The 24234-nt window shown below is 61.3% G+C and carries 17 protein-coding genes; 3 read left to right on the top strand and 14 right to left on the bottom strand.

Annotated features, from left to right (window positions below; genetic code table 11):
* Window positions 1-2468, bottom strand: a 2468-nt coding sequence (gene mdeB / locus JNL55_RS33275) for an alpha-ketoglutarate dehydrogenase (protein WP_293864958.1), incomplete at its 3' end; no start/stop codon positions are given.
* Window positions 2469-2614: 146 nt separating this feature from the next.
* On the opposite strand from mdeB, the gene JNL55_RS33280 reads away from it, so the two are divergent.
* Both JNL55_RS33280 and JNL55_RS33285 read left to right on the top strand, forming a co-directional pair.
* Entirely contained in the window at window positions 2615-3136 is a 522-nt protein-coding gene (locus JNL55_RS33280; protein WP_293864961.1) for an Lrp/AsnC family transcriptional regulator, read from the top strand.
* 114 nt (window positions 3137-3250) lie between these two features.
* Window positions 3251-4297 (top strand): GGDEF domain-containing protein, encoded by a 1047-nt coding sequence (locus JNL55_RS33285; protein ID WP_293864964.1) that lies wholly within the window; start codon window positions 3251-3253, stop codon window positions 4295-4297.
* Between the two features lie 63 nt (window positions 4298-4360).
* On the opposite strand, the gene JNL55_RS33290 is transcribed toward JNL55_RS33285, so the two are convergent.
* The 8 genes from JNL55_RS33290 to JNL55_RS33325 all read right to left on the bottom strand — a co-directional run bounded on the left by JNL55_RS33290 (window position 4361) and on the right by JNL55_RS33325 (window position 14395).
* Complete coding sequence (locus JNL55_RS33290; protein ID WP_293864967.1) at window positions 4361-6088, bottom strand: PQQ-dependent dehydrogenase, methanol/ethanol family; 1728 nt, start codon at window positions 6086-6088, stop codon at window positions 4361-4363.
* 54 nt (window positions 6089-6142) lie between these two features.
* The gene (locus JNL55_RS33295) at window positions 6143-6733 is read right to left on the bottom strand and encodes a ubiquinol-cytochrome c reductase iron-sulfur subunit (protein WP_293864970.1); all 591 of its coding nucleotides are present in this window, start codon (window positions 6731-6733) and stop codon (window positions 6143-6145) included.
* Between the two features lie 17 nt (window positions 6734-6750).
* The gene (gene aldA, locus JNL55_RS33300; RefSeq protein ID WP_293864973.1) at window positions 6751-8187 is read right to left on the bottom strand and encodes an aldehyde dehydrogenase; all 1437 of its coding nucleotides are present in this window, start codon (window positions 8185-8187) and stop codon (window positions 6751-6753) included.
* Window positions 8188-8203: 16 nt separating this feature from the next.
* Window positions 8204-9058 (bottom strand): transporter, encoded by an 855-nt coding sequence (locus JNL55_RS33305; RefSeq protein WP_293864976.1) that lies wholly within the window; start codon window positions 9056-9058, stop codon window positions 8204-8206.
* Window positions 9059-9338: 280 nt separating this feature from the next.
* On the bottom strand, window positions 9339-11345 hold the full coding sequence (locus JNL55_RS33310) for a sigma-54-dependent Fis family transcriptional regulator (protein WP_293864979.1): 2007 nt from the start codon (window positions 11343-11345) through the stop codon (window positions 9339-9341).
* 64 nt (window positions 11346-11409) lie between these two features.
* Entirely contained in the window at window positions 11410-12858 is a 1449-nt protein-coding gene (locus JNL55_RS33315) for a LutB/LldF family L-lactate oxidation iron-sulfur protein (RefSeq protein ID WP_293864982.1), read from the bottom strand.
* Complete coding sequence (locus JNL55_RS33320) at window positions 12855-13625, bottom strand: LutC/YkgG family protein (RefSeq protein ID WP_293864985.1); 771 nt, start codon at window positions 13623-13625, stop codon at window positions 12855-12857. Before JNL55_RS33320 ends, JNL55_RS33315 begins: the two co-directional genes overlap by 4 nt.
* On the bottom strand, window positions 13622-14395 hold the full coding sequence (locus tag JNL55_RS33325) for a (Fe-S)-binding protein (RefSeq protein WP_293864988.1): 774 nt from the start codon (window positions 14393-14395) through the stop codon (window positions 13622-13624). Before JNL55_RS33325 ends, JNL55_RS33320 begins: the two co-directional genes overlap by 4 nt.
* A gap of 93 nt (window positions 14396-14488) precedes the next feature.
* Between JNL55_RS33325 and JNL55_RS33330 the strand changes: the two genes are divergently transcribed.
* The gene (locus JNL55_RS33330; protein ID WP_293864991.1) at window positions 14489-15184 is read left to right on the top strand and encodes a FadR/GntR family transcriptional regulator; all 696 of its coding nucleotides are present in this window, start codon (window positions 14489-14491) and stop codon (window positions 15182-15184) included.
* A 2-nt stretch (window positions 15185-15186) separates the two neighbouring features.
* Here JNL55_RS33330 and JNL55_RS33335 read toward each other — a convergent pair whose 3' ends face one another.
* The 5 genes from JNL55_RS33335 to JNL55_RS33355 form a co-directional block, all read right to left on the bottom strand.
* A complete protein-coding gene (locus JNL55_RS33335) occupies window positions 15187-16203 on the bottom strand; it encodes a dipeptidase (protein ID WP_293864994.1) in 1017 nt (338 codons plus the stop codon).
* The gene (locus JNL55_RS33340; protein ID WP_293864997.1) at window positions 16193-17566 is read right to left on the bottom strand and encodes an APC family permease; all 1374 of its coding nucleotides are present in this window, start codon (window positions 17564-17566) and stop codon (window positions 16193-16195) included. The genes JNL55_RS33335 and JNL55_RS33340 overlap by 11 nt, the downstream gene beginning before the upstream one ends.
* A 16-nt stretch (window positions 17567-17582) precedes the next feature.
* Window positions 17583-20216, bottom strand: coding sequence for a TonB-dependent receptor (locus JNL55_RS33345; protein WP_293865000.1), 2634 nt, complete (start codon window positions 20214-20216; stop codon window positions 17583-17585).
* Window positions 20217-20344: 128 nt separating this feature from the next.
* Window positions 20345-22321 (bottom strand): CocE/NonD family hydrolase, encoded by a 1977-nt coding sequence (locus tag JNL55_RS33350; protein WP_293865003.1) that lies wholly within the window; start codon window positions 22319-22321, stop codon window positions 20345-20347.
* A gap of 77 nt (window positions 22322-22398) precedes the next feature.
* On the bottom strand, window positions 22399-24102 hold the full coding sequence (locus tag JNL55_RS33355) for a winged helix-turn-helix transcriptional regulator (protein ID WP_293865006.1): 1704 nt from the start codon (window positions 24100-24102) through the stop codon (window positions 22399-22401).
* Window positions 24103-24234: the final 132 nt, after the last annotated feature.

A 24234-nucleotide genomic window follows, 5' to 3' on the forward strand; every position in this document is an offset into this window, starting at 1 on the left:
GCATCAACGAAGCTCGCAATCAAGCTCGGGTACGCACTGACATAGTCGCTAGCCGCGACAATCGGCGTATTGCCACTCAAGCACTGACTGACAAAACTCGTCCGGCGAGGCGCCGTCGGATGCAATCGATTCCACCGCTGAGTCTCACGAGCATCGCGTGCCAGCTCAGAGAAACTAGTGACGCTCCAAACTTCCGCCTCGATACCCCAATCATTCTTCAACATGGTCGCAGCCGCCATCACTTCGCGCAGAATGGCGCCCGAGCCAAGCAACCGAATCTGCGGTGCACCCGAAGACGCAACGATTCGATACATCCCCTTGATAACCGACTCAGCCGCACCCTCCGGCAGAGAAGGCTGCGCGTAGTTCTCGTTCATCACCGTGACGTAATAGAAAACATCCTCGCGCTTCTCCAGCATCTGACGAGCACCGTGGTCCACAATCACTGCCAGTTCGCCCGCGAACGCCGGATCGTAAGCACGGCAGTTCGGAATCCCCGCCGCGGCGACATGACTCGACCCATCCTGATGCTGCAGCCCCTCGCCGCCAAGCGTAGTGCGACCTGCAGTCGCGCCAATCAAAAAACCGCGAGCGCGCTGATCCGCCGCCGCCCAAATGAGATCGCCCACTCGCTGGAATCCAAACATCGAGTAATAGATATAGAACGGCAGCATGGGCAGCCCGTGCACAGAGTAGGACGTCGCCGCCGCCACCCACGAAGACAACGCACCAGCTTCGGTGATGCCCTCCTCCAACAGCTGCCCATCTCGCGCCTCGCGATAGGCCAACATGGACTCGCCATCTTCGGGCGTATAGAGCTGACCGCTCGGCGAATAGATACCGATCTGCCGAAACAAATTCGCCATGCCGAACGTGCGCGCCTCATCGGCAACGATGGGCACCAAACGTGGCCCGAGCGTCCGGTCGCGCAGCAGATTGCTCATCATGCGCACGAACGCCATCGTGGTGGACATCTCCTTCCCTTCAGCGCGCAGCGCGAAGGCGGCATAGCTATCGATAGCCGGTATCGGCACAGCCTCTGAGGCTGCCTGGCGAGCTGGAAGACTACCGCCCAACACAGCACGACGCTGTTGTAGATACGACAGCTCAGGACTGTCGCTCGCCGGCCGCAAGAAACTGAGTTTGGTAGCCTCGGCGTCGGTCAGCGGCAACTTGAAACGATCCCGGTATTCCAGCAGGGTCTGATCGTCGAGTTTCTTTTGCTGATGCGACGTGTTGCGTGACTCGCCCACGCCGCCCATGCCATAGCCTTTCTTGGTCTTCGCCAAAATGACCGTAGGCTGACCTCGATGTGCACGCGCAGACGCAAACGCCGCGTACAGTTTGTGAAAATCATGACCGCCGCGTTTCAATGCATCGATCTGCTCAGCCGACATATGCGCCACCAATTGACGCAACTCGGCGGACAGCTGAAAGAAATGTTCTTTGTTGTAGGCGCCATCGTTCGCACCCAATGTTTGATAGGCACCGTCCACCGTCGCCGCCAGTTGCCGCAACAGAACGTGCTGATCATCGCGGGCAAACAACCCATCCCAATCCGAACCCCACAGCACCTTGATGACATTCCAGCCAGCGCCGGTAAACAAGCTTTCCAACTCTTGAATGATCTGACCGTTGCCGCGCACCGGCCCGTCGAGTCGTTGCAGATTGCAATTGATGATGAAGGTGACGTTGTCCAATCCCTCACGCGCCGCTAACGAAAGTGCCGCCGTCGACTCCGGCTCATCCATCTCACCGTCGCCGAACACGCCCCACACGTGACGCTCGCCAGGATCGGCGAGCCCACGATGCTGGAGATAGCGCATGAAGCGCGCTTGATGAATCGCACTGATCGGGCCGATGCCCATGGAGCCGGTGGGGAATTGCCAGAACTCCGGCATCAGCCAGGGATGCGGATACGAACACAACCCACCGCCGCCCACCTCTTGGCGATAACGACTCAGTTGCTGCTCGCTGAGACGACCTTCCAGAAACGCACGCGCGTACACGCCGGGCGCCGAATGCGGTTGGAAGTACACCAAGTCACCGCCGCCGTGTTCCGGGCCACGAAAGAAATGATTGAACCCGACCTCGAATATTTCGGCCGCCGAGGCGTAGCTCGCGATGTGCCCACCCAACTCGCCATACGCCTTGTTGGCGCGGACCACCATGGCAAGTGCATTCCAGCGCACCATCGCGGTGATTCGTTCTTCGATGGCAACGTCGCCGGGATGCGGCGGCTGATGCTCGAGCGGAATAGTGTTGCGATACGCGGAATGCGGCCGACTGTGCGTGAACACGCCCAACTCGTGAGCTCGCGCTTCGAGTTGTCGCAGAAGGTACTCGCCGCGCTCGCGGCCGGCGGCGGCAACGACGGCTTCCAGGGATTCCAGCCACTCCAGCGTCTCGGCGCTATCGGCGTCCGCACTCACGTCGGGGGCACCGTGAATGATCTGAGCTGCGGCCATGGCTATGTCCCTGATTCTGGTTGTGATCGCGATTGCGCGGGAGCGGCAGTGTATGATCCGGCCGCAGGCACTATGTGCCGAAATCCGCCGCCACCCCGCAGGTTTACGGCATTTAACGCCGCCAGCTGCGCAATGAGAAGCACAACATGCTGTCCATCGACCTGGACCGTACCGACATCAAGATTCTCAACGAACTGCAGAAGGATGCCCGCCTGACCAATGTCGAGCTGGCACAGCGAGTCAACCTATCGCCGTCGCCGTGCCTGACACGCGTCCGCGCCCTGGAGCGAGCCGGCATCATCAATCGGTATGTCGCGTTGGTAAATCCGAGCGCGGTGGGACTGGGGTTGAATGTCTTCATCAACATCACCCTGGAGCGGCAAGTGGAAAAGAGCTTGCAGCAGTTCCAGAACACCATCCAGCGCTTTCCCGAAATCGTCGAGTGCTACTTGATGACCGGCGATGCCGATTACCTGTTACGGGTGGTGGTGCCGGACGTGCCGGCGCTGGAGGAGTTCATTCTCAACGGCCTGACGCGTATTCCCGGCGTGGCCAGCATCCGTTCCAGCTTCGCCTTGAAGCAGGTCAAGTACGACACTGCCCTACCCTTGGAAGGTGGCGCGAAGCGAACCGGCAAGCGCGGCGCGACCCGTTCCGAGGCTGAATAGTGTGAGCCATCCGAGCGTTCCGTATAGCGTTCGGGTTATAGTTCGGCTACCGGTCGTTTGCAAAGACTTTCCTGCAACTAGAAGCCCGAGGGACGGGCCGCCGGTGAGGAACCAATGCGGTATCGAGAATCGAAGGACAGGAGTGCCGAACTCCTGCGCCTGACCTTGCCCCTGATGGCGCAACAGAGCGCCGCGTACCATCCCCACAGCTACACCATCTGGTACGAGCACACCGCCGGCATCAATCCCCGGCTCAGCAGCGTGCTGGAACAGTCGCTGCAAAAGGGTGTCCCCCTGGGCGATGAGGATATCTGGCGGCTGTATGCCAATTACGTGATCGCTCGCGACGCCGAAGCGATGGAACGGATGCAACAGCAGATCCAGGCCATCTTGACCGACACCGCCAGCGCCGCCAGCACCGCCGAACAGGAAGCCACCCAGTTCAGTCAGACGTTGGTTTCACACCGTAACCAGCTGCAGGAACCCACTGCCGCGCATCAGCTGCCGACCATCGTGTCCGAGCTGATCGCCGAAACTGAACGTATGCGAGTGGTGGCCGAAGACCTGTCCGAACAGTTGGAACGCTCGGCACAAAAAGTTACCGAGCTCACCGAGCAGCTCGAACAGGCCGAACACCAGGCGTTGCTCGATCCGTTGACTCAGCTACTGAATCGGCGCGGCTTCGAACAACGGCTGCGCGCCTACATCCAGGACAACGGCTCGCTCGGCGGTGCCGTGATGCTGGTGGCCGACATCGATCATTTCAAAACCATCAATGACACCTACGGCCACGTGCTGGGCGACAAAGTGATTCGCTCGGTCGCTGAAGTCATTTGCGGCAATATCAAAGGCCGCGACGTTGCTGCTCGTATCGGTGGCGAAGAATTCGCCATCTTCCTGCCGGACACTGGCGTTGCCGGCGCCACCGCGCTGGCCAACCACATTCGGGCCGCGATGGGCTCGCGAACCATCCGCCGCAGCGGCTTGGAAAAGCCGGTGGATCGGGTCACGTTGTCGGTGGGCATCGCCGCCGCCTCGGCCAAAGTTCAGACCGTGGAAGCGCTGCTCGACTGTGCCGACAAGGCCATGTACGCCGGCAAGCGCGCCGGTCGCAACCGGGTCGAAGTGTTCGAGCTGTCGGACAGCCCGGCCCTGGCTTGAACTCGAACTAGACACTGGCGGGAGCGTGCGCTCCCGCCAGCCCTTGCCATATCAATCGCCCGATCAGTCACCCAGGGCGAACACCCACACCGAGCCGCCTTCGGGAACCGCCTTCTCCCAGCCAGCCTGGTCGTGCATCTTGCCTTGGATCCATTGCGCATCCACGCCCCAACCCGACACCACGGCGATGTACTGCTTGCCGTCGATGGAGAAGCTGCTCGGCGGTGAAATGATTCCCGAGGGCGTCGGGAACTCCCACAACAACTTGCCGCTCTTGGCATCGTAAGCACGGAACTTGCGATCGTTGGTACCGCCGGCGAACAGCACACCGCTGGACGTAGTCAGAATCGAACCCCAGTTCCACGAGTCCTTATAGGTCTCGCGCCACACTTCCTTGCCGCCATCCACGCTCCAAGCCTGGATGCCGCCGATGTACGGGAAGTTGTCGTTCACCTTCAGGTCCAGCTTGTTGATGTCCACGCCCGCCGACCATTGGCCGGGAATGCGCGGCTGGATCATGCCGGTCAAGGTCATGCAATGATTGTCGTTGAACGGGATGTACAGCAGCCCGGTCTTGGGATTGTAGGCTTCGTACGGCCAGTCCTTGCCGCCCCACAGGCTCGGGCAATACGTGGCGGTCTTGCCGGTGCCGGGTTTGGCCGCTTCGTTGTAAGTGGGTCGGCCGGTCTTTTTGTCGACGCTGGTGAACACCGTGTTCTTCACATACGGCGTGGATTTCTGATACGTGATCTTGCCCTTGGCGTCGCGATCCAACCAATACAGGTTACCGTTCCGTTGCGCGCTGATCAGGCCCGACACCTTCTTGCCGTTACGATCGAACTCCACCAGGGTCGGCGCATTCATGCCGGCCCAATCCCACGAGTCGTTCCAGTGATATTGGAAATGGCTCAGGATGTTGCCGTTGTCCGGATTCAATGACAGCACCGAGGTCAGGAACAGATTGTCGCCGGGGCGTTGATCGCCCAGCCACGGCGCGCCGTTACCCACACCCCAATAGATGACATCGTTTTTGGCGTCGTAGTTGCCCGGCATCCACATGGTGCCGCCGCCGTTCTTCCACGAATCCTTCCACTGCCCGTCCTTCGGCCAGGTTTCCGAACCAGGCTCGCCCGGCGCCGGCACGCTGTAGCGTGTCCACGCGAGCTTGCCGGTCTGCGCATCGAACGCCTTCAAGAAACCACGCACGCCGAATTCGCCGCCGGAGGGCCCGACGATGACCTTGCCTTTCACCACCAGCGGTGCCGAAGTGATGTACGCGCTATCGGTCTGCCAATTACAAACTTCCGCTTCCCACACCAGCTTGCCGGTCTTGGCGTCCAGTGCACTGATCATGCAATCGATGCTGGCGATGTAGACCTTGTCGCCCCACAACGCCACGCCGCGATTGGTCATATGCAACGCGCCGAAGCCTTCGGGCATCTCACGCACATAGCGCCACAACACTCGGCCGGTCTTGGCGTTGAAAGCGATCACCTGATTGCGCGGCGTCGAGACGAACATATATTCGCCGTTGACGATGGCCGGTGCTTCGTGGCCCGAGCCCACGTTGGTGGCAGCCGACCACACCGGACGCAACTTGCTCACGTTCTGAGTAGTGATCTGGTCGAGCGGCGTATAACTCCAACCGGCGTAGTTGCCCTTGGTCAACAACCAGTTTTCCGGTTCGGGATTGGCCAGCCGCGCATCGGTCACCGGTTTGTAGTCGGCGGCCGCACACAAACTGGACGCCATGGCCGCGGCGAAGCCGGCCAACTTCAGAAGTTTCTTCATACGAGTCTCCTGCGAATCATTGGATGTTTTAGTCGAGCTGAAACTGCGTGGTCGTCAGGTCGGCGGCCCGATCGGACCGTCGAGCGCCCCCGCCACCACCAGCGCACCGTCCTGGATTGCCAATGGCAGCATCGATAACCGGCGCGTCGCCGGGCCTGCGGTAACGGCGCCCCTGTCCGCCGCGTTGAACACCGAACCATGACAGTTACAAACAATCTGGCTTTGGCTCGGATGTAGCGTGGTCACCGGGCAACCGTAGTGAGTGCAGATCGCCGAGAAAGCCACGATGCCGTCAGCCGCGTTGCGCTGACTCGACGGCTGCAGTTCTTCGGGTTTCAGTCGCACCACCACGAGCAGGCCGACGCGCGAGATCAGCGGTTTGCCACTGGCCGGATCCAGCGGATAAGCCAGCGTCGGTTCCTTGCCGATCTCGAGGTCGGCCGGTTTGATTTCCTGGTCCTTGCGCTCGCCGAGCATGAAAGCCAGGCGATCGCCGGGGGCCGGCTTCGGGCTGCGCTCAGCGCTAGCGTCGCTACCGATCGTCGATGACAGCGCTAGAGCGAGCGCGCCAGTGAGCACCGAGCGCCGGCCCGTGTCCGTCGGCTCGCAACACTTGCATCCACCCGGTTGGTTTTGTCGATTCACTAATCCCCCTCCCGTACTCAAGGCGTTTGCAAATAAACGACGTGGGTCTCGGTGAACTCATAGAGACCGTGCTTGCCGTCGGCGCCACCGATGCCCGACTTGCGCCGGCCGGCGTGGAAGCCCTGCATGGCTTCGAAATGTTCGCGATTGATGTAGGTCTCGCCGAAGCGCAGCTCACGCGCGGCGTGAATCGCCGAGTTGATGTTGCTGGTGAAGATGGACGACGTGAGGCCGTATTCGGAGTCGTTCGACAAGGCAATGGCTTCGTCCAGCCCGTCCACCACTTGGATGGGCAACACCGGGCCGAAGATTTCCTTGCGCATGATGTCCATGTCGGCGCGGGCATCGACGATGAGCGTCGGCTCGTAGTGAAAGCCCTGCTCCAGGTTGGCGCGCTTGCCGCCGGTGATGATCGTGGCGCCATCGCGCTTCGCCTGTTCGACCAGTGCCGACACCTTGTCCAAGCCGATCTGATTGACCAGCGGTCCCATGTGCAAGTCATCACGCACTGATGGATCGCCATAGCGCGTGGCTTTGAAATGAGCCGCGAGTCGATCCACCAATGCCTCGTGCGCGCCGCGTTCGACGTACACACGTTCAGCACAGTTACAAACTTGGCCAGTGTTGATGACGCGCGAGTCGTAAATCGCCTTCGCCGCCAAATCCAAGTTCGCATCGGCAAGCACGATAGCCGGCGCCTTACCGCCGAGCTCGAGATTGACGCGCGTGAGATTGCGACCGGCCGTTTGCATGATCCGGCTGCCCGTGGCCACGCTGCCGGTAAAGGTGATCAGATCGACATTGGGATTCGAGCACAGCGCTTCACCGGTCGACCGGCCGACACCGCCGACCAGGTTGAACACGCCCTTCGGCAGATCGGTCTCAGCCACCAGCTTGGCAAACTCGAATGCGTTGATCGGCGTCTCTTCGCTCGGCTTGATGACGATGGTGTTGCCGGTGACCAGCGCGGGCGCGAGCTTGCGTGCGATCAGGAAGAACGGAAAGTTCCACGGCAGGATGCCGGCCACCACGCCGATGGGCTTACGGAACAAGAAAATGTTTTCGTTGGCACGATCGCTGGTCAGCACCTCGCCTTCCAAACGGCGCGCCCACTCAGCCATGTAGTCGATGTAGTCGGCAGTGAAGTCGACTTCGACCTGCGCGAGCTGCTGGATCTTGCCTTGCTCGGCGACGATGATTTTCGCCAGCTCGGTGCGACGCTCGCGCACCTTCGCTGAGATCTTGCGCAAATAGTTGGCACGCTCGATCGGTGCCAGCTTGCCCCAAGCCGGCTGCGCTCGTCGTGCCGCTGCCACTGCCTGCGCCACGGTGGCTTCGTCGCTGTTGGGAATCTTTGCCAGCAAAGCCCCTGTGGCGGGATTGAACACATCCACGACTTCCGTCGCATCGGGCGTGAATGCGCCGTCGATGTAGTTCTTGTAGAGCTTGGTCATGGAAACTCCTCGATGCTCACCAGACATAGGCGTACTTGAGATTGAAGCTGTCGTTGACGCTGTGATTGCGGCCGTCGAGCGAGGTCGAATAGCGCAGCGTGATCGACTGGTTGTCGAAGGTATGGATCATCAGACCCACGCCGCCGTCGAGCGCCCAGCCCTTGGGCAATCCGTCCTTGGCGCGGGTGTGTTCGTTGTCCAGCGCCACGAACGGTTCGAGCCGTTTGCTGGCGCGATAGGCCAAGCGATGATTGCTGTGCCAGGTGAGGCCGGGCTGCAGGCCGCTGTCGCGTTCGCCTTGCCACACGAAGCCGGCATCGCCGGTCCAGCCGAACTTGTCGCCGAGCCGCCAATCCCAGAACAGGCTGGACAGATTCTTCCAATTGGTGTCGCTGACTCGTTCGGTGCCAATCGGAATCTGCAGAAACGATTGGAAACCGAGCGTGATGTGCGAGCGGGGTCGATACCAGATGGCGAAACCGGTGAGCGGATCGCCGATACCGCTGATGTGACGATCGTCCAGATTGGCGGCGCCGCGATTACGAATGCCCACTTCGGGCACGATCACTTCCCAAGCCACGCCGATGTTTCGATTCGAGGCCGGCGACCAGAAGCGCACGTACTTGGACAAGCCGGTGGTCGCCTTGCTGCCTGAGCCACTGACGCGCTCGCCGGCATCGTTGTAGGCGCGACCGTTGTCTTGAAACGTCGCGTACTGCACGAAGACGTTGAACGGTTCGAAATCGACGGGTAGCTCGTACTCGCGCGGGCCGATCACATCGAACGTGGTTTGTGCCTGCGCTTGCGCGCCCAACCCGAGCAACGACACGACGGACAGGCGCAACAGCGCGGAATAACGGCGAGACGTCATGAACTTCCCCCTCAGCTTGATGTTTGATGTTCGGCAGTGGCGCGGCTTTAGTAGCCGCTGCTTCCTGCTTGTCCCGGGATGAATCGCAAGACCCATGCCAGGCCCGCGCGAGGGGCGCTCAGAGGTGAGCTATGTGCTTGATCGGTGAGAACGATTACGTGTTTTCGAACGAATGGCGACGAGTCGCGTTCGAGCTCGCGAGCGACTCAATGAAACACGTTTGATAAACAGGTGTCGCAGCTGGGTGCGACAGATGTCGCACCCAGCGCAGTTCAGCAGATCAGCTGAATTGGGTGGGCGGAACGATGTCGTGTCGTTTCATGCGCCGATAGACGGTCGCGCGACACAAGCCAAGCTCCTTGGCGGTTTCGGTGATGTTCCAATGATGACGGCGCAAGGCCTCGAGCAACTCGCTAGCAGAACCGACATCGGCTGCTTCCACAGTCACGCCGCCAGCAGGAGCCGGCAATGCAGGCGCAGAAACCAGCGCCGACTCATGCAGTGGCACGAAGTCCACGATCTCCGGCGGCAAATGCCGAATGTCGATGGACTCGCCATCGGCGAGCGATAGCGCGAAGCACAGCACATTGCGCATCTCTCGCACGTTGCCAGGCCATTCATAGCGCAGTAGCAGAGCCAGCGCCGCGTCGCTGATCGACGCTTCGGTCTCCATGGTAGAAGCCTCGGCCTGCAGGATCCGATCGATCAGGAATTCCTTGTCGGTGCGCTCACGCAGTGGCGGCAGCGCCAACGTCGCCCCGCACAGGCGGTAGTAGAGATCTTCCCGGAACGTGCCGGCACCGATTTGCCGCCGCAGATCGCGGTGAGACGCGGCGACGACATGCAGATCCACTCGCACCGGCCGATCCGCACCGAGCGGCAGAATCTCTCGCTCCGACAACGTTCGTAGCAGCCGAGTCTGCAGCTGTAACGGCATGTCGCCGATCTCATCCAGAAACAACGTACCGCCGTCGGCGCGCTGAATCAGACCCTTCATGCCTTTGTTACGTGCACCGGTGAACGTGCCGGGCATGTACCCGAACAATTCGCTCTCGATCAGCGACTCGGGAATGGCAGCACAGTTGACCGCGATGAAGGCCTGATCGGCACGCCGACTGGAGTCATGCAGCGCTCGCGCCAGCACTTCTTTGCCGGTGCCGGTCTCGCCTTGGATCAAGATGTTCACCGGCTTGTCGACCAGCCGTGCCGCACGGTCCAACAACTGTTGCATCCGATGATCTTCGCCAGCGAGTCTCTGCAGGATCTGTTCGCGACGCGGATTGGCCTGGACTCCACCTTCGACGGCTCGATAGCGCGACGGCGCCGCTTTGGGCGCAATCATCGACGCGTGATAGCCCTTGCCTTCCCAGGTCGTGACAATGATTCGTTCGTCGATGGCGGTGCCTTTGGTCAGTCGCCAGATGTCGTCGATGCGCGAGCCGAGCACACCGCTCAAGTGATGGCCGACTAGATTGCCGCGCATTTCCGACGGAATATGAGTCGTTTCGACCAACCGCAGATGTCGGCGCGCGTCGGCGTTGGCACCGACGATCTTGCCGTCACGATCCACTGCCAGCATCAGCTCGCCGCACACGTCGACCAGTGGGCCGGCCGTGCCCAGGCGCAGAATCCAATGCTCACGAAACTGATGAATGAAGTTGGCGTCTTCGATCATGCGCCCGTACAGCAGCGTCAAATGTTTGATCAGATGCTGACTCTCGCGGGCATCCGGCGACGACAGCACCGACACATCGAGCGCGCCCATGAAGCGGCCGAGCGGATCGAACAGCGGCGTGCTGGTGCAGCTCAGCCCGACGTGTCCAACGTAGTAATGATCTTCGCGATGACAGGTCAGCGTGGCCTGCTCGGCGATGCAGGTGCCGATGCCGTTGGTGCCAGCGTGAATCTCGTTCCAGTTCGCCCCCAGCGCCAGACCGGCGCGCTTCAACGGCTGATCCCACGTGTCGTTGCCGATGTAGTCGATGGTGACTCCGCCGGCGTCGGTCAACAGCAACACATAGCCCAGCGCAGACACATGCTTGTAAAGCTGCTCCATGCCGGCGCGAGCCACATGTAAATGTTCTTCGTTCTGTTGCACGCATTCGCGCAGCCGAGCCGACGTCTCGATGCGAACATCCGGCCGTAACCCGGGATCGAGTGCGTGCTCGGTGGCGCAGCGGCGCCATGAGCGATGGATCAAACTGGTGTTAGGGTCGGCATCAGGCGGCGGCTCCGTCGCATGGACCACTCGCAAGATTCTTTCGACGTGGTGCTGAACCTGTGTCATCTCCACCCCCTGTACGACGTCCGTCTTGATCTGGCCGATCGAATGGCGCCGGCCTGCCCGCATCTTAGCCTCGGACACGGGCTCGTTTCGAGAGTTGTTCGCGTAACGAGCGCGGCGCCGGGCGCAATGGGCTCCGGGACTGCGTCCAGCCGGCCTGTCGAGACGGCGTAAATCGCCGCAAACGCGACGCTGCCCATGCGAACGTCCGATACAACCGTGGCCTCGAGTAGATTACTCGCCACATCCTCCAGGCAAACACTTCCGACCAACTGCGCGCCGCGCCCTGCCCCTTCAACTGTTGCTGTTGCCGAGCGGCCGGCTCGGCATGACGACTTGCTTCTCGAAGACGCATCAACAGATTCGGGATGGGAATGCCCACGGGACACACTTCTCCGCATGCTCCGCACAGGCTCGATGCCGTGGGCAGATCACGCGTCTCGGCCAAATTCATCAAGTGCGGCGAAATAATCGAGCCGATGGGCCCGGGATACGTCGTGCCATACGACAAGCCACCGACGCGCGCGTACACCGGGCAATGATTCATGCACGCCCCACAGCGAATGCATTGGAGCGTGGCTCGAAAGTTGGCCTCGCGATACGCCTGGGTGCGGCCGTTATCGAGCAGGATCAGGTGCACTTCCTTCGGCCCGTCCTTCTCCTTGGCACGTCGCGGTCCACTGATGATGTTCAGATAAGTTGTAACGGCCTGGCCGGTCGCGGAACGGGTCAGCAAAGTGAACAACGGCGGCACATGATCGAGACGTTCGACTACCTTCTCGATGCCGGTGATGGCGATGTGAACTTCCGGCACTGTAGTCGCCAGCCGACCATTGCCTTCGTTTTCCACCAGCACCAACGAGCCGGTTTGCGCCACCATGAAGTTCACGCCTGAGACACCGATCTTGGCGTTCCGGAATTCGTCGCGTAGCGCACGACGGCCGATGGCGATCAGTTCGTTGACATCTTCGGTGTAAGGCTCGTGCGGTAGATGCTCGGCGAAGATCCGCGACACGTCAGCCTTGGTCTTGTGAATCGCCGGCATGATGATGTGACTGGGCCGATCGCCATCCAGCTGCAGGATGTACTCGCCCATGTCGGTCTCGACACACGCGATGCCGTGCTCGGCCATGCGATGGTTCAGCTCGATCTCTTCGCTGACCATGGATTTGCCCTTCACCATGCGGTTGGCGTCGTGCCGCCGGGCAATGTCCAGGAAGATTTGATTGGCCTGCGCGGCGTCCTCCGCCCAGTGCACGGTGATGCCGTTGGCTGCGAGCTGCTTTTCTAGCTGCTCTAGCAGCTCGGGCAACCGAGCCAGCGCGTGCTTGCGGATGTTCTCGCCTAACGCGCGTAGGCGTTCGAATGCTGGGCGATCCGGAAACTGAGCGGCACGTTTGTCGGTCAGATAGTCCATCGCGCCACGAAAGCTCTGCCTGAGCGTGGCGTCGGCCAGCACTCGATGCGCGTTTGCTTTGAACGCTCGTGGATCGGCGACGGGATGCTGTTGGTTCATGACGGTTGCTCGTCTCTGATCAACAGGATCACTAGCTGCTTTGGACCATGCGCGCCGTATACGAGCAGGCGCTGAATGTCGGCGGTCTTCGAAGGCCCGGTGATTAGCAACGCGTTTGTCGGCAACTGCTCGGACCAGCGCTGCGCGAGCATTGCTTCATACAGCGTGTCATGCAGCTCATTGGCACGTAACACAGCGATATGCAGCGGCGGCACGAGTGACAGCGTTCGCGGCTCGTCGCCGTTCGGCCAAACCATCAGGCTGCCGGTTTCAACGATGCCACCTCGGGTGGTGGTGATGCCCGCGTCGACAGCTTCAACGATGCCACCTTGGGTGGTGATGCCCGCGTCGCTGGTTTCGACGACGCCACTTTGTCTGCTGTTCATTCCGGCGTCGCTGGGGCCGAACAGAGTCGCCTTGAACTGTTCGATGGGCTGCTCGTACCAGCACAGACGTTCGGCACTCACGCTTGCTGCCAATGTCGCGCTTAGCGCCGTGTTCCTGCCTGCCAACAGGCGTTTCACGCCTTTGCTATCGAGCACCGACAGCAGTGCGGCCGGCCATGCCGTGCTCGATGTCTCGATGACCTCCGCCTGCCAGCCACGCGCGCGTTCGATGAAGTGCGCGACTCGATCTATTGCCGGATCCGGCAGAGATTGCGCGTAATAGCCGCTCACGTCAGGCGGAGCCACCTGCTCGGCCGGCATGGCCGAGCGAAGCCGGCCAAAAATCGCGCGACGCGCCGTGTCGATGGATGCCTCGCTCATGACACAGCCTCATCGGGCAGGCTGGCTCGTAACAAGCTGGCCAGATGCTGGCCACGCAACGGCAGGCCACGCTTCTCCAACGTCGAATTCAAATTGAGCAGACAGCCACAATCGGCGCTGACGAACGCATCGCAGCCGCTCGCAACCAGCGCGTTGGTTTTGTCGCTTGCCATCGCGGCGGAGATCTCCGGATGTTTGACGGAGAACGTGCCACCGAAACCGCAACACTCAGACTCATGATCCTGCACGAGCAACTTCACACCCGGCATCGCCGAGAGCAGCTTTCGCCCGCTCGACAGCGCTCCACTCTCCCGCCGAGCGCTACAGGACGTGTGTAAACAAACGCTGCGCTCCACAGTCTTCAAACTCGCAAGATCAATCCGACCCACGATGAAGTCGGTGAACTCAACCACACGCGCGGCGATCCCAGCGACCCGCTGCCGAAGCTCGGCGTCCTCGCCACACAGTTGCGGCCAGTGATGCCGAATCATGCCCATGCACGAACCCGACGGCACCACGATGGGAATGTTCTCGGGGAACAGATCCAGCTGCGCCTCCATGACGGCTCGGGCCTGCTCCGGGAAGCCACTGGTGTAGGCCGGCTGGCCGCAACAGGTTTGCTGTTCCGGGAACAGAACGTCGAAGCCGGCGTGCTCCAGCACTGTGATTGCATCCAGGCCCGCTTCGGGACTGAACAGGTCGATCACACAGGTGGCGAAAAAATAGACTTGTGGCCGAGGCGCGGGCGCGGCTTTAATAGCAGGAATCATGGAGCAGCCGATGGTAACGACATGCAGCTATTGTGAGCGCCTGGCGCGCACCCGGCGCATTGGTCAGACCAGTAGCGTGGCGGCCGGCCCGCCATGAAAAGCCAGGTTCAACAAGTCATCAGCCATCTCGAGCGTGCCTTGCTCAGCGGCCGGTACACGCCGGATCAGCGCATCCCTTCCGAGCGGGACTTGGCAACCAAGCTCGGCGTCTCTCGGGCCACAGTTCGCGAAGCGACGACCATCCTCATCTCTCGCGGCATGCTGACGCGTCGGCGTGGCGACGGCACTTACGCCGTCGATCGAGCCGAACACGGCATGGCCCAGATCTGGATGGACATGACCCAACAACATCCGGGCCTGCAGGCAGACCTGGTCGAGTTTCGGTCCATGGTGGAGAGTCGGGCCGCCGAGCTCGCGGCCAAACGTCACGATCAGCAGGATCGCAAACGACTCACAGAGGCGTTGGCCGCCGTCGATGCGGCGTATTCAGGCAACCAACGTGAAGAACAAATTCGCAGCGACGTGGAGTTCCATCGAGCCATTGCCGATGCCACTCACAATCCGTTGTTTTCAACGTTGATGTCGTCGCTGCTCAAGCTGCTGCACGAACATGTGCAGCTCAGTCTGGCTGGCGTGGAACCGGACTCCGCTACGGCTCAGCAGCTGCGTCAGCAACACCGTGCCCTCGCCGCTGCCATCCTGGCGCGCGATGTGGATCACGCGCGCCTGTTAGCCGGCAGTCATATGCAATTCGTTGCGACTCAGCTCAATGCGCTAGCGAATGGTTGAGCTCAGCGCCACACCTGAGAGCACACGCGCAAGTAATTGCGCCCGAGAATATCTTCCACGGCCGCTTCGGGATACCCGTTGGCGAGCATCAAGGCGACCAGCTCGACGACTTGTTCGGGCATGGCATAGCTGAAACCCGGCCAGGACGGATCCTGGGTCATGGGCCATTCTTCCGGCCGATTGCGTGCCCAGCGATTCAACGGCTCGGGCTTGAACACGATGTCGAGGCCGATGCCGACGTGCGACGCGCCGAGGCGCTGCACGTAATGATCCAGATGCCGGAACAACGTCTCGGTGCGGCATTGAGTGTCGCCCAAGTATTCGCTGGACCCGGAGATCGCAACCAATCCGCCGGTGTCCGCACACGCAGCAGCTTGCACATCGTCGACGTTGCGGAAGCTGGTATGAACCGCGTTGGCGTTGGAGTGACTGATCACCATGGGCCGTTGTGCCATGGCAAATGCATCCAACGAGGTTTGGCGACCGACGTGACTCAAGTCGATGAGCATGCCGACACGCTCCGCTTCGCGAATGAAACGACGGCCATAAGAAGTCAGTCCACCGTCGACCTTCTCGGCACAGCCGCTGCCCGTGCAGTTCGCATTGTTGAAAGCCAACAAAGTCTGGCGCACGCCGAGAGCGTAGAACGCATCGATCAGGTTCAAATCTCGTTCGAAGCAGCGCGTGCCTTCGAACTGCAGCACCACCGCCAACTTGCCAATGCGTTTGGCTTCGACGATGTCGGCAACCGTTTGCGCCAGCATCACCTTCGACTCGCGAGCACGCAGCTCGCTACGTCCCCAAGCAGTCAAGCGCAATGCCTCGGCGCTGTTGTGATTGTCACCGGCCAGCGTGAGACCAATCGCGGTGACGCCCGCGGCAGCGAATCGATCCAATTGATCCCAGGTGTTGCCGACGGACTCATGGCCCGGCAAGTCCACCGGCCACACGTTGTCCCAGACGACGCTGGACTTCAGCAGTTGCCGAGCACGCTCGGCATGCGCCGCTTCAATTTGCACGAGATTTCACTCCCTTCCGAAATACCCAGGCCGCGGTAATCGCCAGCAATGAAGGCAACGCCACGAGAACTTCGGGCGCCAGCCAGCCGGCAGCAGCGACACTGGAAACGATGACATAAGCAGCCATCGCACCGGCGATGACTGCACCAAGAATCACAATGGCTCGCTCACGCAGCGTCACGGCGTGTCGCCACGTCGCGATGCTCACCAGCAAATACACCAGACCGAAGCACATGGCGGCGACATTGACGATGGGCACGAGCGCCGGCCGCCCCGCGAGCGCGAGCGTGCCGCCAATGACCGCAATGGCGACAGTGACCCAGCGCGCATTCCACTCTCTTCCGGTGAGCTGTAACAGCAGTTGTCTCAGCACTCGCACCGACGCGGCGAAGCAGGCGATCCAAGCGGAACAAATACCCAGCAGACCGGACATCAACACCAGATTCGCAAAGGTCGTGCTCGAGAGTCCGTTGCGGAAAGCAGCCGCCGCAGGCAATGGCGCTGTGAGCAGCGTTTGCCACGGCACGACGTAAGAGGCAGCGAGCACGATGCACGCATAGAAAATGAAAGCGGCCACGATTGAGCCGCGCATTGCTCCCGCCACATCTGCGGGGCGCACACTGTCGGCGCGCTCGTTAGAAAGAATCGCGACCACATGAAAGCCGGCATACCAAAGCGGCATGGTCGCCGTCAGTGCGAAAACACCGGGCCACGGCGATGAGCCATCGGCAGGCGACGGCAACAGCGGCGCTAGATTGCTTGCCTGACCAGCAACCACGCCAGCGACACAAAACAGTAAGGTCACACCCAGCTTGATCGCGACGATGCCATTCTGCACGGAGGCTGTGCTGGTGATGGGCCTCACATTCAACACCGCGACCAACATAGTGCCGGCCAGCGCAATGATCACACTGCCCAGGTGCACCTGTTGACCGAACACTTGATACAGCGGCTGGCCTTCCAACGCAGGAAAGATAGTGACCAGGATCCAGCCGGCCGACACTGCTTCGAAGGCCACCACACCCAACGTGGCCAACGACAGTGCCGCGGTGACGGCGAAGGCAGCGCCCGCTCCGAGCGATTCCTTCACCGCACCGATCTCACCACCGGCCGCGAACAAATCCCGCCTTGCCAACAACGCGTAGTTGGAAGCAACGATGGTCACCGACACGGCGCCGAGTAACAGCGCCACTACGCTGCCACCCGGGCCGGCCAGCGACAGCCACTGGCCGAGCACGGTAATCCAACCCACACCGACGATGGCGCCGAAACACATCATGAACAGATGCATTCGGGTCAGCCCTTGCCGAGGCACTGAGGCTCCGGCAACGAGCGGCGGCGAAATCGCAGTGGGTTGGCTCATGGCTACCTGCTAAGGCTTAGAAATCGACGCTGAGGCGCGCGTAAATATAACGCCCGCGCAGATCGTTCTCGTAGCTGTTGTAGTCATTGCGGAAGACCACGAACGGCACTTCGCGATCGAACGCATTCTCCACACCCAGCGTCACTCGAGCCGAACGCGCCGGCAACCACTCGACCGGCGCCCCGTCGTCACCCAGCGTGTAGCTGACTTGGAAGTCGGCCGTGGCATAGAACGGAACCTTGCGATCGATGTATTCGGCGCTCGGCGACAGGTCGCGGTAGCTGGTCATGAAGCTGTACTGCGATGACACCGACAATGCGCCCCGCTCCCAATTCAACCCGACCAAGCCTCGCGTCTTGGGCAAAGCGCCGGTCGAGAAGAACGTGCCGCCGGCCGGATCGTAGCCACCGGCAATGTTGACCAGACGGCCGTCGCCATCTTCGACTTCGAACGTGGCCATGCGCGCCAGGCCGACATCGACACTGACCTTGCCGAAGTCGAATTCCGGGAACGCGTAGTTCAGGCTCAGCTCATAACCCGAGCTGCGGCGACGACCGGCGTTGTAGAAGTACGTTTGCACGATCACGTCTTCGCCGTTGGGACCGATGTTGGTGCCGTAGGTGGCAGTGCCGTTCGCCGTGCCGTCGAGCACGCCTTGCGGGCTGGTGGTGCCAGGCACGAAGTCGTTCTGCTGGATCCGATAGTAGTCCAACGAAACGGTCAGGCCGGGCACCGCATCGGGCGTGAACACCGCACCGATGTTGATGGTCTCGGAGGTCTCCGGCTTGATGTCGGGGGTGCCCGAACCATAGATCAGCGCCTCGATGGGATCGCCGGTGTTCGGATCGACCAACACATCGCTGAAGTTATAGTTGTAATCGTACGTGGCGAGTTCCAGATACGGCGCCAGGAATGCCTCGGCATAGGAAGCACGCAAGGTCAGCTGATCGTCGAGCGTTGCAAAACGCAGCGTCGCCATCGGCGTGGTGGTGGTACCGAAGTCGCTGTAGTCCTCGTAGCGTCCGGCCAACGACAATTCCAGCGGGCTGTTGTCGCTGCCGTTACGCGCCGCAAGTAGCGGCACACGAACCTCTGCGAACACCGAGTAGATGTCGCGCGACAAATCATAGGCGCCCGGCAGGCCCATGCCGACCCAACCACCCACCTGCCACAGCGAATCGTAGTCGACCGTTACTTGCTCGCGACGATACTCGCCGCCCACAGCGGCCTGCACCGCGCCGGTCGGCAGATTGAATACCGGGCCGCTGGCACGAATGTCGGCGATGTCCGCGTCGAAGCCGATGTCATAGCCGCGAGTGCCGAGCACACCAGCGTACTGCGCCGTGGTGTTACAAGCGTTACAGAACGGATTGAACGCCGTCGGGCCAGTGCGATTCACGGCTTCCTGCAACCGCGAAGCGATGATGTTGTTGTGAGAGCGCTGCGTGACTTCACTGCGATACCAAGTCAGCGCCGACTCCAACTGCCAGTTGCCGATGTCACCACGCAAGCCGCCACTCAAGCGACGAGTCGCCGCGGTGTTTTCATCGCGCGTGCGGCCCAACTCCGCCGCGCGATAATCGACGCTGGTCAGATCTTCGCCGAACGGGTTGTAGGGATTGCTGGCGGGAATGGTGCCGACCGAGCTGAACGAAATGGAGCGCGGCGCATTCCACTTGTTTTCCAGCATCTGGAAATACAAGCCGGAAGCGAAGAACGTCACGCCGCTGTCGAAGTCGTGTTCGAAGTTGCCCAGCACCGTCAAGCGTTCGGGATTGGTAATGATGCTCGGATCGCCACTGGCCAGCGTGTCGTACATATCGGTGCTGGCGTTGTAAGCACGATAGTCGGCGGGATTGACCGAATAGTTGCCGGGACGCACGCGCGTGGCATCGGCAATCAAATCGGGAGAGCCAGTCACGCCGCTGATGAGGCCCGGGCTGCCGATGGAGCTGCTCTCGTCATACCCGCCGAAGCGACGCTTGTCGCTGGTCGAGGTGATGCCGCGCTGAGTCGCAGTGATTTCATCGCGCGTCATGCGGCTGCCGAGGAAGAAAAAGCGCGAGTTGTCGGTGTTGAAGCCGCCGTAAAAATTCAACTCGGTGGTCGCACCTCCACCCTGAGTGGTGTCGCCGTAAGTCATGTTGGCGTGCATGCCGTCCGACGAGGACTTCAGGATCACGTTCACCACGCCGGCCACAGCATCGGAACCGTACACGGCCGAGGCGCCCGACTTGAGCACTTCCACTCGCTCGATGGCATCGGCGGGAATGGCCAGCACGTTGGCCGGATCGTTGGCCGACAAGCGACGGCCGTTGACCAACACCAGCGTGTATTGCGTGCCCAAGCCGCGCAAGTTGATGAAGCCGCGGCCACCGCTGTCCTGTTCGCCCTGCGCACCGCCGGTGATCGAAGGATTGTTGGCGAGTACGTCGGCCAGTGAGTTGGCGCCGGTTTTGGCGATGGCATCGGCGGTGATTACTTCCACCGGCGCACCGCGCTTCTCAGCGTCCAGCGACGACACGATGTTGGAGCCGGTGACGATCACCTCCTCCACCTCAGGCGTCTGCGTGTTCTGCGCCAGCACGGTGCCGCTGCCCGCGAGTGCCAGGCATAGCAGCGCAGACCGAGCGCGAATCGGGTGCATCATCTCAACCTCCCCAAATTTAGTAATTAGCTGCCTCGAGCGCGGCTCGAAGCAGCGCATCTTGCAGGGCTACAAGTTAGGTCAGCGCGGGTAAGGACTCATCCGTTCGCAAGTAACGCCGTGGGAGGTGTTCACGGCGTAACGAACTGAGGAGCATCGCCAAGCACGGGTAGCGTCAGCGCCGATGCGGCGTTCCCACCGACATGAATGCCCAGGCGTGGGGTGGGTTGTTGTTCGATGGTAACGGTGTTGTCACGATCGGCACCCGCAATGGTCAAACGCAACCGCTCGCCTGCATGGAACACGCGACCGGTAGAAAGCATCGCGAATTCGAGCGTGACTGGCTGCTCCGACAACGGCGCCGCCGCTTTCACATCGGTGGACAGCGAGGTGGGGAATGGTAAATCGTAGTTCTTGTACGGCGCTTTACCCAACTTACGATGCGAAGCGCGCAGAATGCCTTCGGCAACCAAACGCGACTCGCCATCTTCGTTGACTGCGTTCAGGTACGCGTACACATCCGCGTCCTTGGCATTCTCCGAGGACAGCCACAATTTCACAGTGGGCACGCCGACGACCTGCAGATCCCGAGCGAGAGGTGGCGACGTGAAGGTCAACGACTTCATGTCGTTGCTCGCCATGTCGATCTCATACACCTTACGTAACAGCCAGCGCGTACCGATGGTGCCTGTGGTAGTCGTGTAGTCGACTGTCCAAGGCTGTCGCTGCGATTGCTGTTGAGGAGCGAGCGCCAGCGAACCATCGTTCTGAGACAGCACGCTTGCGGCCGGCTGCGTGGAAAGAAACAAATCACGCGAGACGACTTCTTTCGGCGGCCACTGCTGAGCTTCATACCAATCGGTTTGCGAGCGCGTTCTCTGCAGACCGTAGTAAATGGGTGCGCGAGTCTCGGCATCGTTACGCACGCCCAGCAACCATCGATCGAACCAGCGCAACGTTTCGCGCGACACGATGGCTTGCCGTTCGCGATCTCGCGGATCGTTGGGCATGGGACCGAGGTAGCCGTGCGCCCAGGGGCCATAGATCATTTTCTTGGCCACTTCCAGGTTGGCGTACCAATACAGCATGTCGTTGGAGTAAATGTCATGCCAGCCGCCGAACAACAATGCCGGCACGCCGCTGCGATTCACTCGGTCCACGATGGTCTGCAAGTTGTTCTGGCCTTGTACCTGATACTGATCCAGGAACGTCAGCCGGTCGCGCAGTACACCGAGCGTCTTGAACTCTTCGAAATGACTGTTGTAGCCATCGGTGTCGCCACCGCGCCGATGTTCGTCGATGGCCTGTCGTAGCAATGTTTGCTCGGGATCGGCATCCACCTCGGCGATGTTCAGAATGCGTTGTTGGATGGTCGTGGAGCGATTGTCATTGACAGCCACACGCGAGCTCCATGCGCCGAGCCAGCCAGCGCGATAAATGCCGCCCATGGAGTACGCACCGTTGGCGCCATCGAAGAACGCCACCTGCATGGACATCGCCTTCAGAGCCCGCGGCCGTTCGGCAGCAATGCGCGGCTGAATCTCAGCGAGATAGGAAGCGCCGAACATGCCGACCGCGCCGTTGCTCCAGCGCTGGCGACCCAGCCATTCGACCAGATCGAAACCGTCCCGGCCTTCGACGCCGTCGCCTTCGTTGTACGAAGGCCCGAAGGAAGCACCGGCGCCGCGCATATCCGCGACGGCCACCGCATAACCATAAGCCAGGAACAGCAGCGGACCCGAAGCGTTCGCAGGAATCTTCAACACGCCCTGCCGATCTGCAGGTGCATCCGGCCAACGCATGGTGCCGCCATCGGGTCGCGGCACGGCGCGACCATAACGGGTGAACTCGAGCAGCGTCGGAAATTTGCCGCTGACGGCGCGACCATTCACGGCCGGCAGATAGTAATCAATCGCCAAGCGAACGCCGTCGCGGGCCGGCACGTAAACCGAGCGACGCACGGCTTCGGTGTAACGAAAGGGTTCAGCGACTCGATATTGGCCGAGGCCGGTTTCGGCCATGGCGCGTGGTGCGGGTGCGGACGCCGTGGCGTTCGAGACAACGCCGCCCATCAGCACGGCAGATAGCAAGAGTGCGATCAGTTTCATGAGAGGCTCGCTGCGGATCGATCGGAGCACGCTGCCTGCGATCAGGTAAAGCAGCATCCGGCAGTCGGTAACAACCGCTAGGCGGCGGCGACAGCAAGCCCGCGAGCTTGGAGCAAACTTCGGAACGAAGCTTCGCGCCGGATGCCCTCCAGCATCGGCAAGGTCGGCGCATACAGGGTCCATGCCGCGCCTTCGGCGGTGGCCACGCGAAACCAATCGATGGCTCGCCGGGTCTGGCCCAAGGCCGCCGAGGCCAGCATCGCAGCTTCGGCGTGTGAGGGTGAACTCTGCGCCTGAGCTTCCAGCATCTGCAGCTGTTGTAACGCTCGCTCACGCTCGCCGAATTTCGCCAATGCCGAGGCCAGCACACCGCGATACAACGGCGTGTTGGGCGACAAGTCGACCGCCCGGCGGCCCAGTTCGATGGCTTCGGCGTCGCCCAGCATCATGGAATTCAAACTCATGAAACAATGCGCGCCGGCGGCCTGGCTGTCCAACGCCAGAGCGCGCTGTAACTGATCGCGCGACTCGTTGAACATGCCGGCGAGATGTAACAACTGACCGAGCTGAGCATTGACCACGACATTCTCCGGCGCACGCGACACCGCCAGATGCCCGACATGCACTGCCTCTTGCACCCGACCCTGCGAAATCAGGAAGTCGGCATACCACTGCAACGCCACCGCGCTGGATTCGTCGAGCTGAATCGCCTGCAGTAGCTCACGCTCGGCGTTATCGAAACGCATCCGGGCCAGATTGATGAAGCCGCAAGTGGAATGCGCCGAGGCCAGGTCGCCATTGAGTGCCAACGCGCGTTCGACATAGGTCATGGCGCGTTGTGAAGCACCGCTGGCATTGGCGCCGTCGTAGAACATGCTCAGGATTTCGCAGTCGGCCATGCCGACCAAGGCTGGCGCACAACCGGGGTCGGACGCCAAAGCATTCTGGAATTTTTCGCGGGCCGCAGAAAACCCTGCACCGCTGCGTGCGGCTACGAACAGTTGTCCCTCGACCACGGAACGAAAGCTGCTCGATTGACGGTACTGCGCCCACACCTGGCGACCGCTGTAACTGGCAGCGGCGAAACGCAACTCGGCAGCCAGCCGTTCGCACAACGCGGTCTCGGCATCGTAGGTATCGCTGATCGGGGCACGCTCGCTCGAGGTCCAGCAAACCTTGCCGTCGCGTGGCGTGAGCAACCGAACGTTGAACAGCACCTGCTGACCAAGCAACCGCACCGACGATTGGATAGAGAACGTGAATTGCTCAGGCTCGTCGTCGGCCAACACCTCGCCGCGGACGCTGACTTCGAGACTCGGCTCGGCACCGAGACTGGCTAGCAGCGTCTCACGCAGCCCGGCGCCCAAGCGGATGGCCTCGGCGCCTTCGGCAAGCATGACCGGTTCCATGACTGCGATCAGCATGCGGCCACGCGCCTTGCGTGCCACTTGCACCAGCACCGAAGTCGATTCGCTGGGTTGGTACGGCACCGTGAGCACGTAGCCCACGCCGGCTTGGGTCTGGATGACCGGACTGCCATCGAAATACGGCGCCAACACCCGGCGCACCGCCACCACCAGCATGGACAGCGCCTTGTCGCTCACATCGCGCTCGGACCACAGATCGCGTAACAGGACCTGCCGGCGCACCGGCACGTTGGGCGAGCGGCCCAAACGCATGATCAGCTCGACACCTTTCCGGCTCACCGCCAGGGGCTGACCGTCGCTCTGAATGACCCGCGCCAGTTCGTCGACCAATAACGGCCCAAGCTTGGATTTCATTACAACTCTCTGCCGCTGGCCTGCCCTCGGGGAGCACTCTACTCCAGATCCACCCAGCGCTGGGTCTCGGCGCTCCGGTAAATGCTGAGCAGCGTGCTGAGCGCGCCGATGCCCAGGTCGATGCCGCTGGGC

Origin of the sequence: Steroidobacter sp. (genome assembly GCF_016790065.1) — a bacterium.
Classification (GTDB): Bacteria; Pseudomonadota; Gammaproteobacteria; order Steroidobacterales; family Steroidobacteraceae; genus Steroidobacter.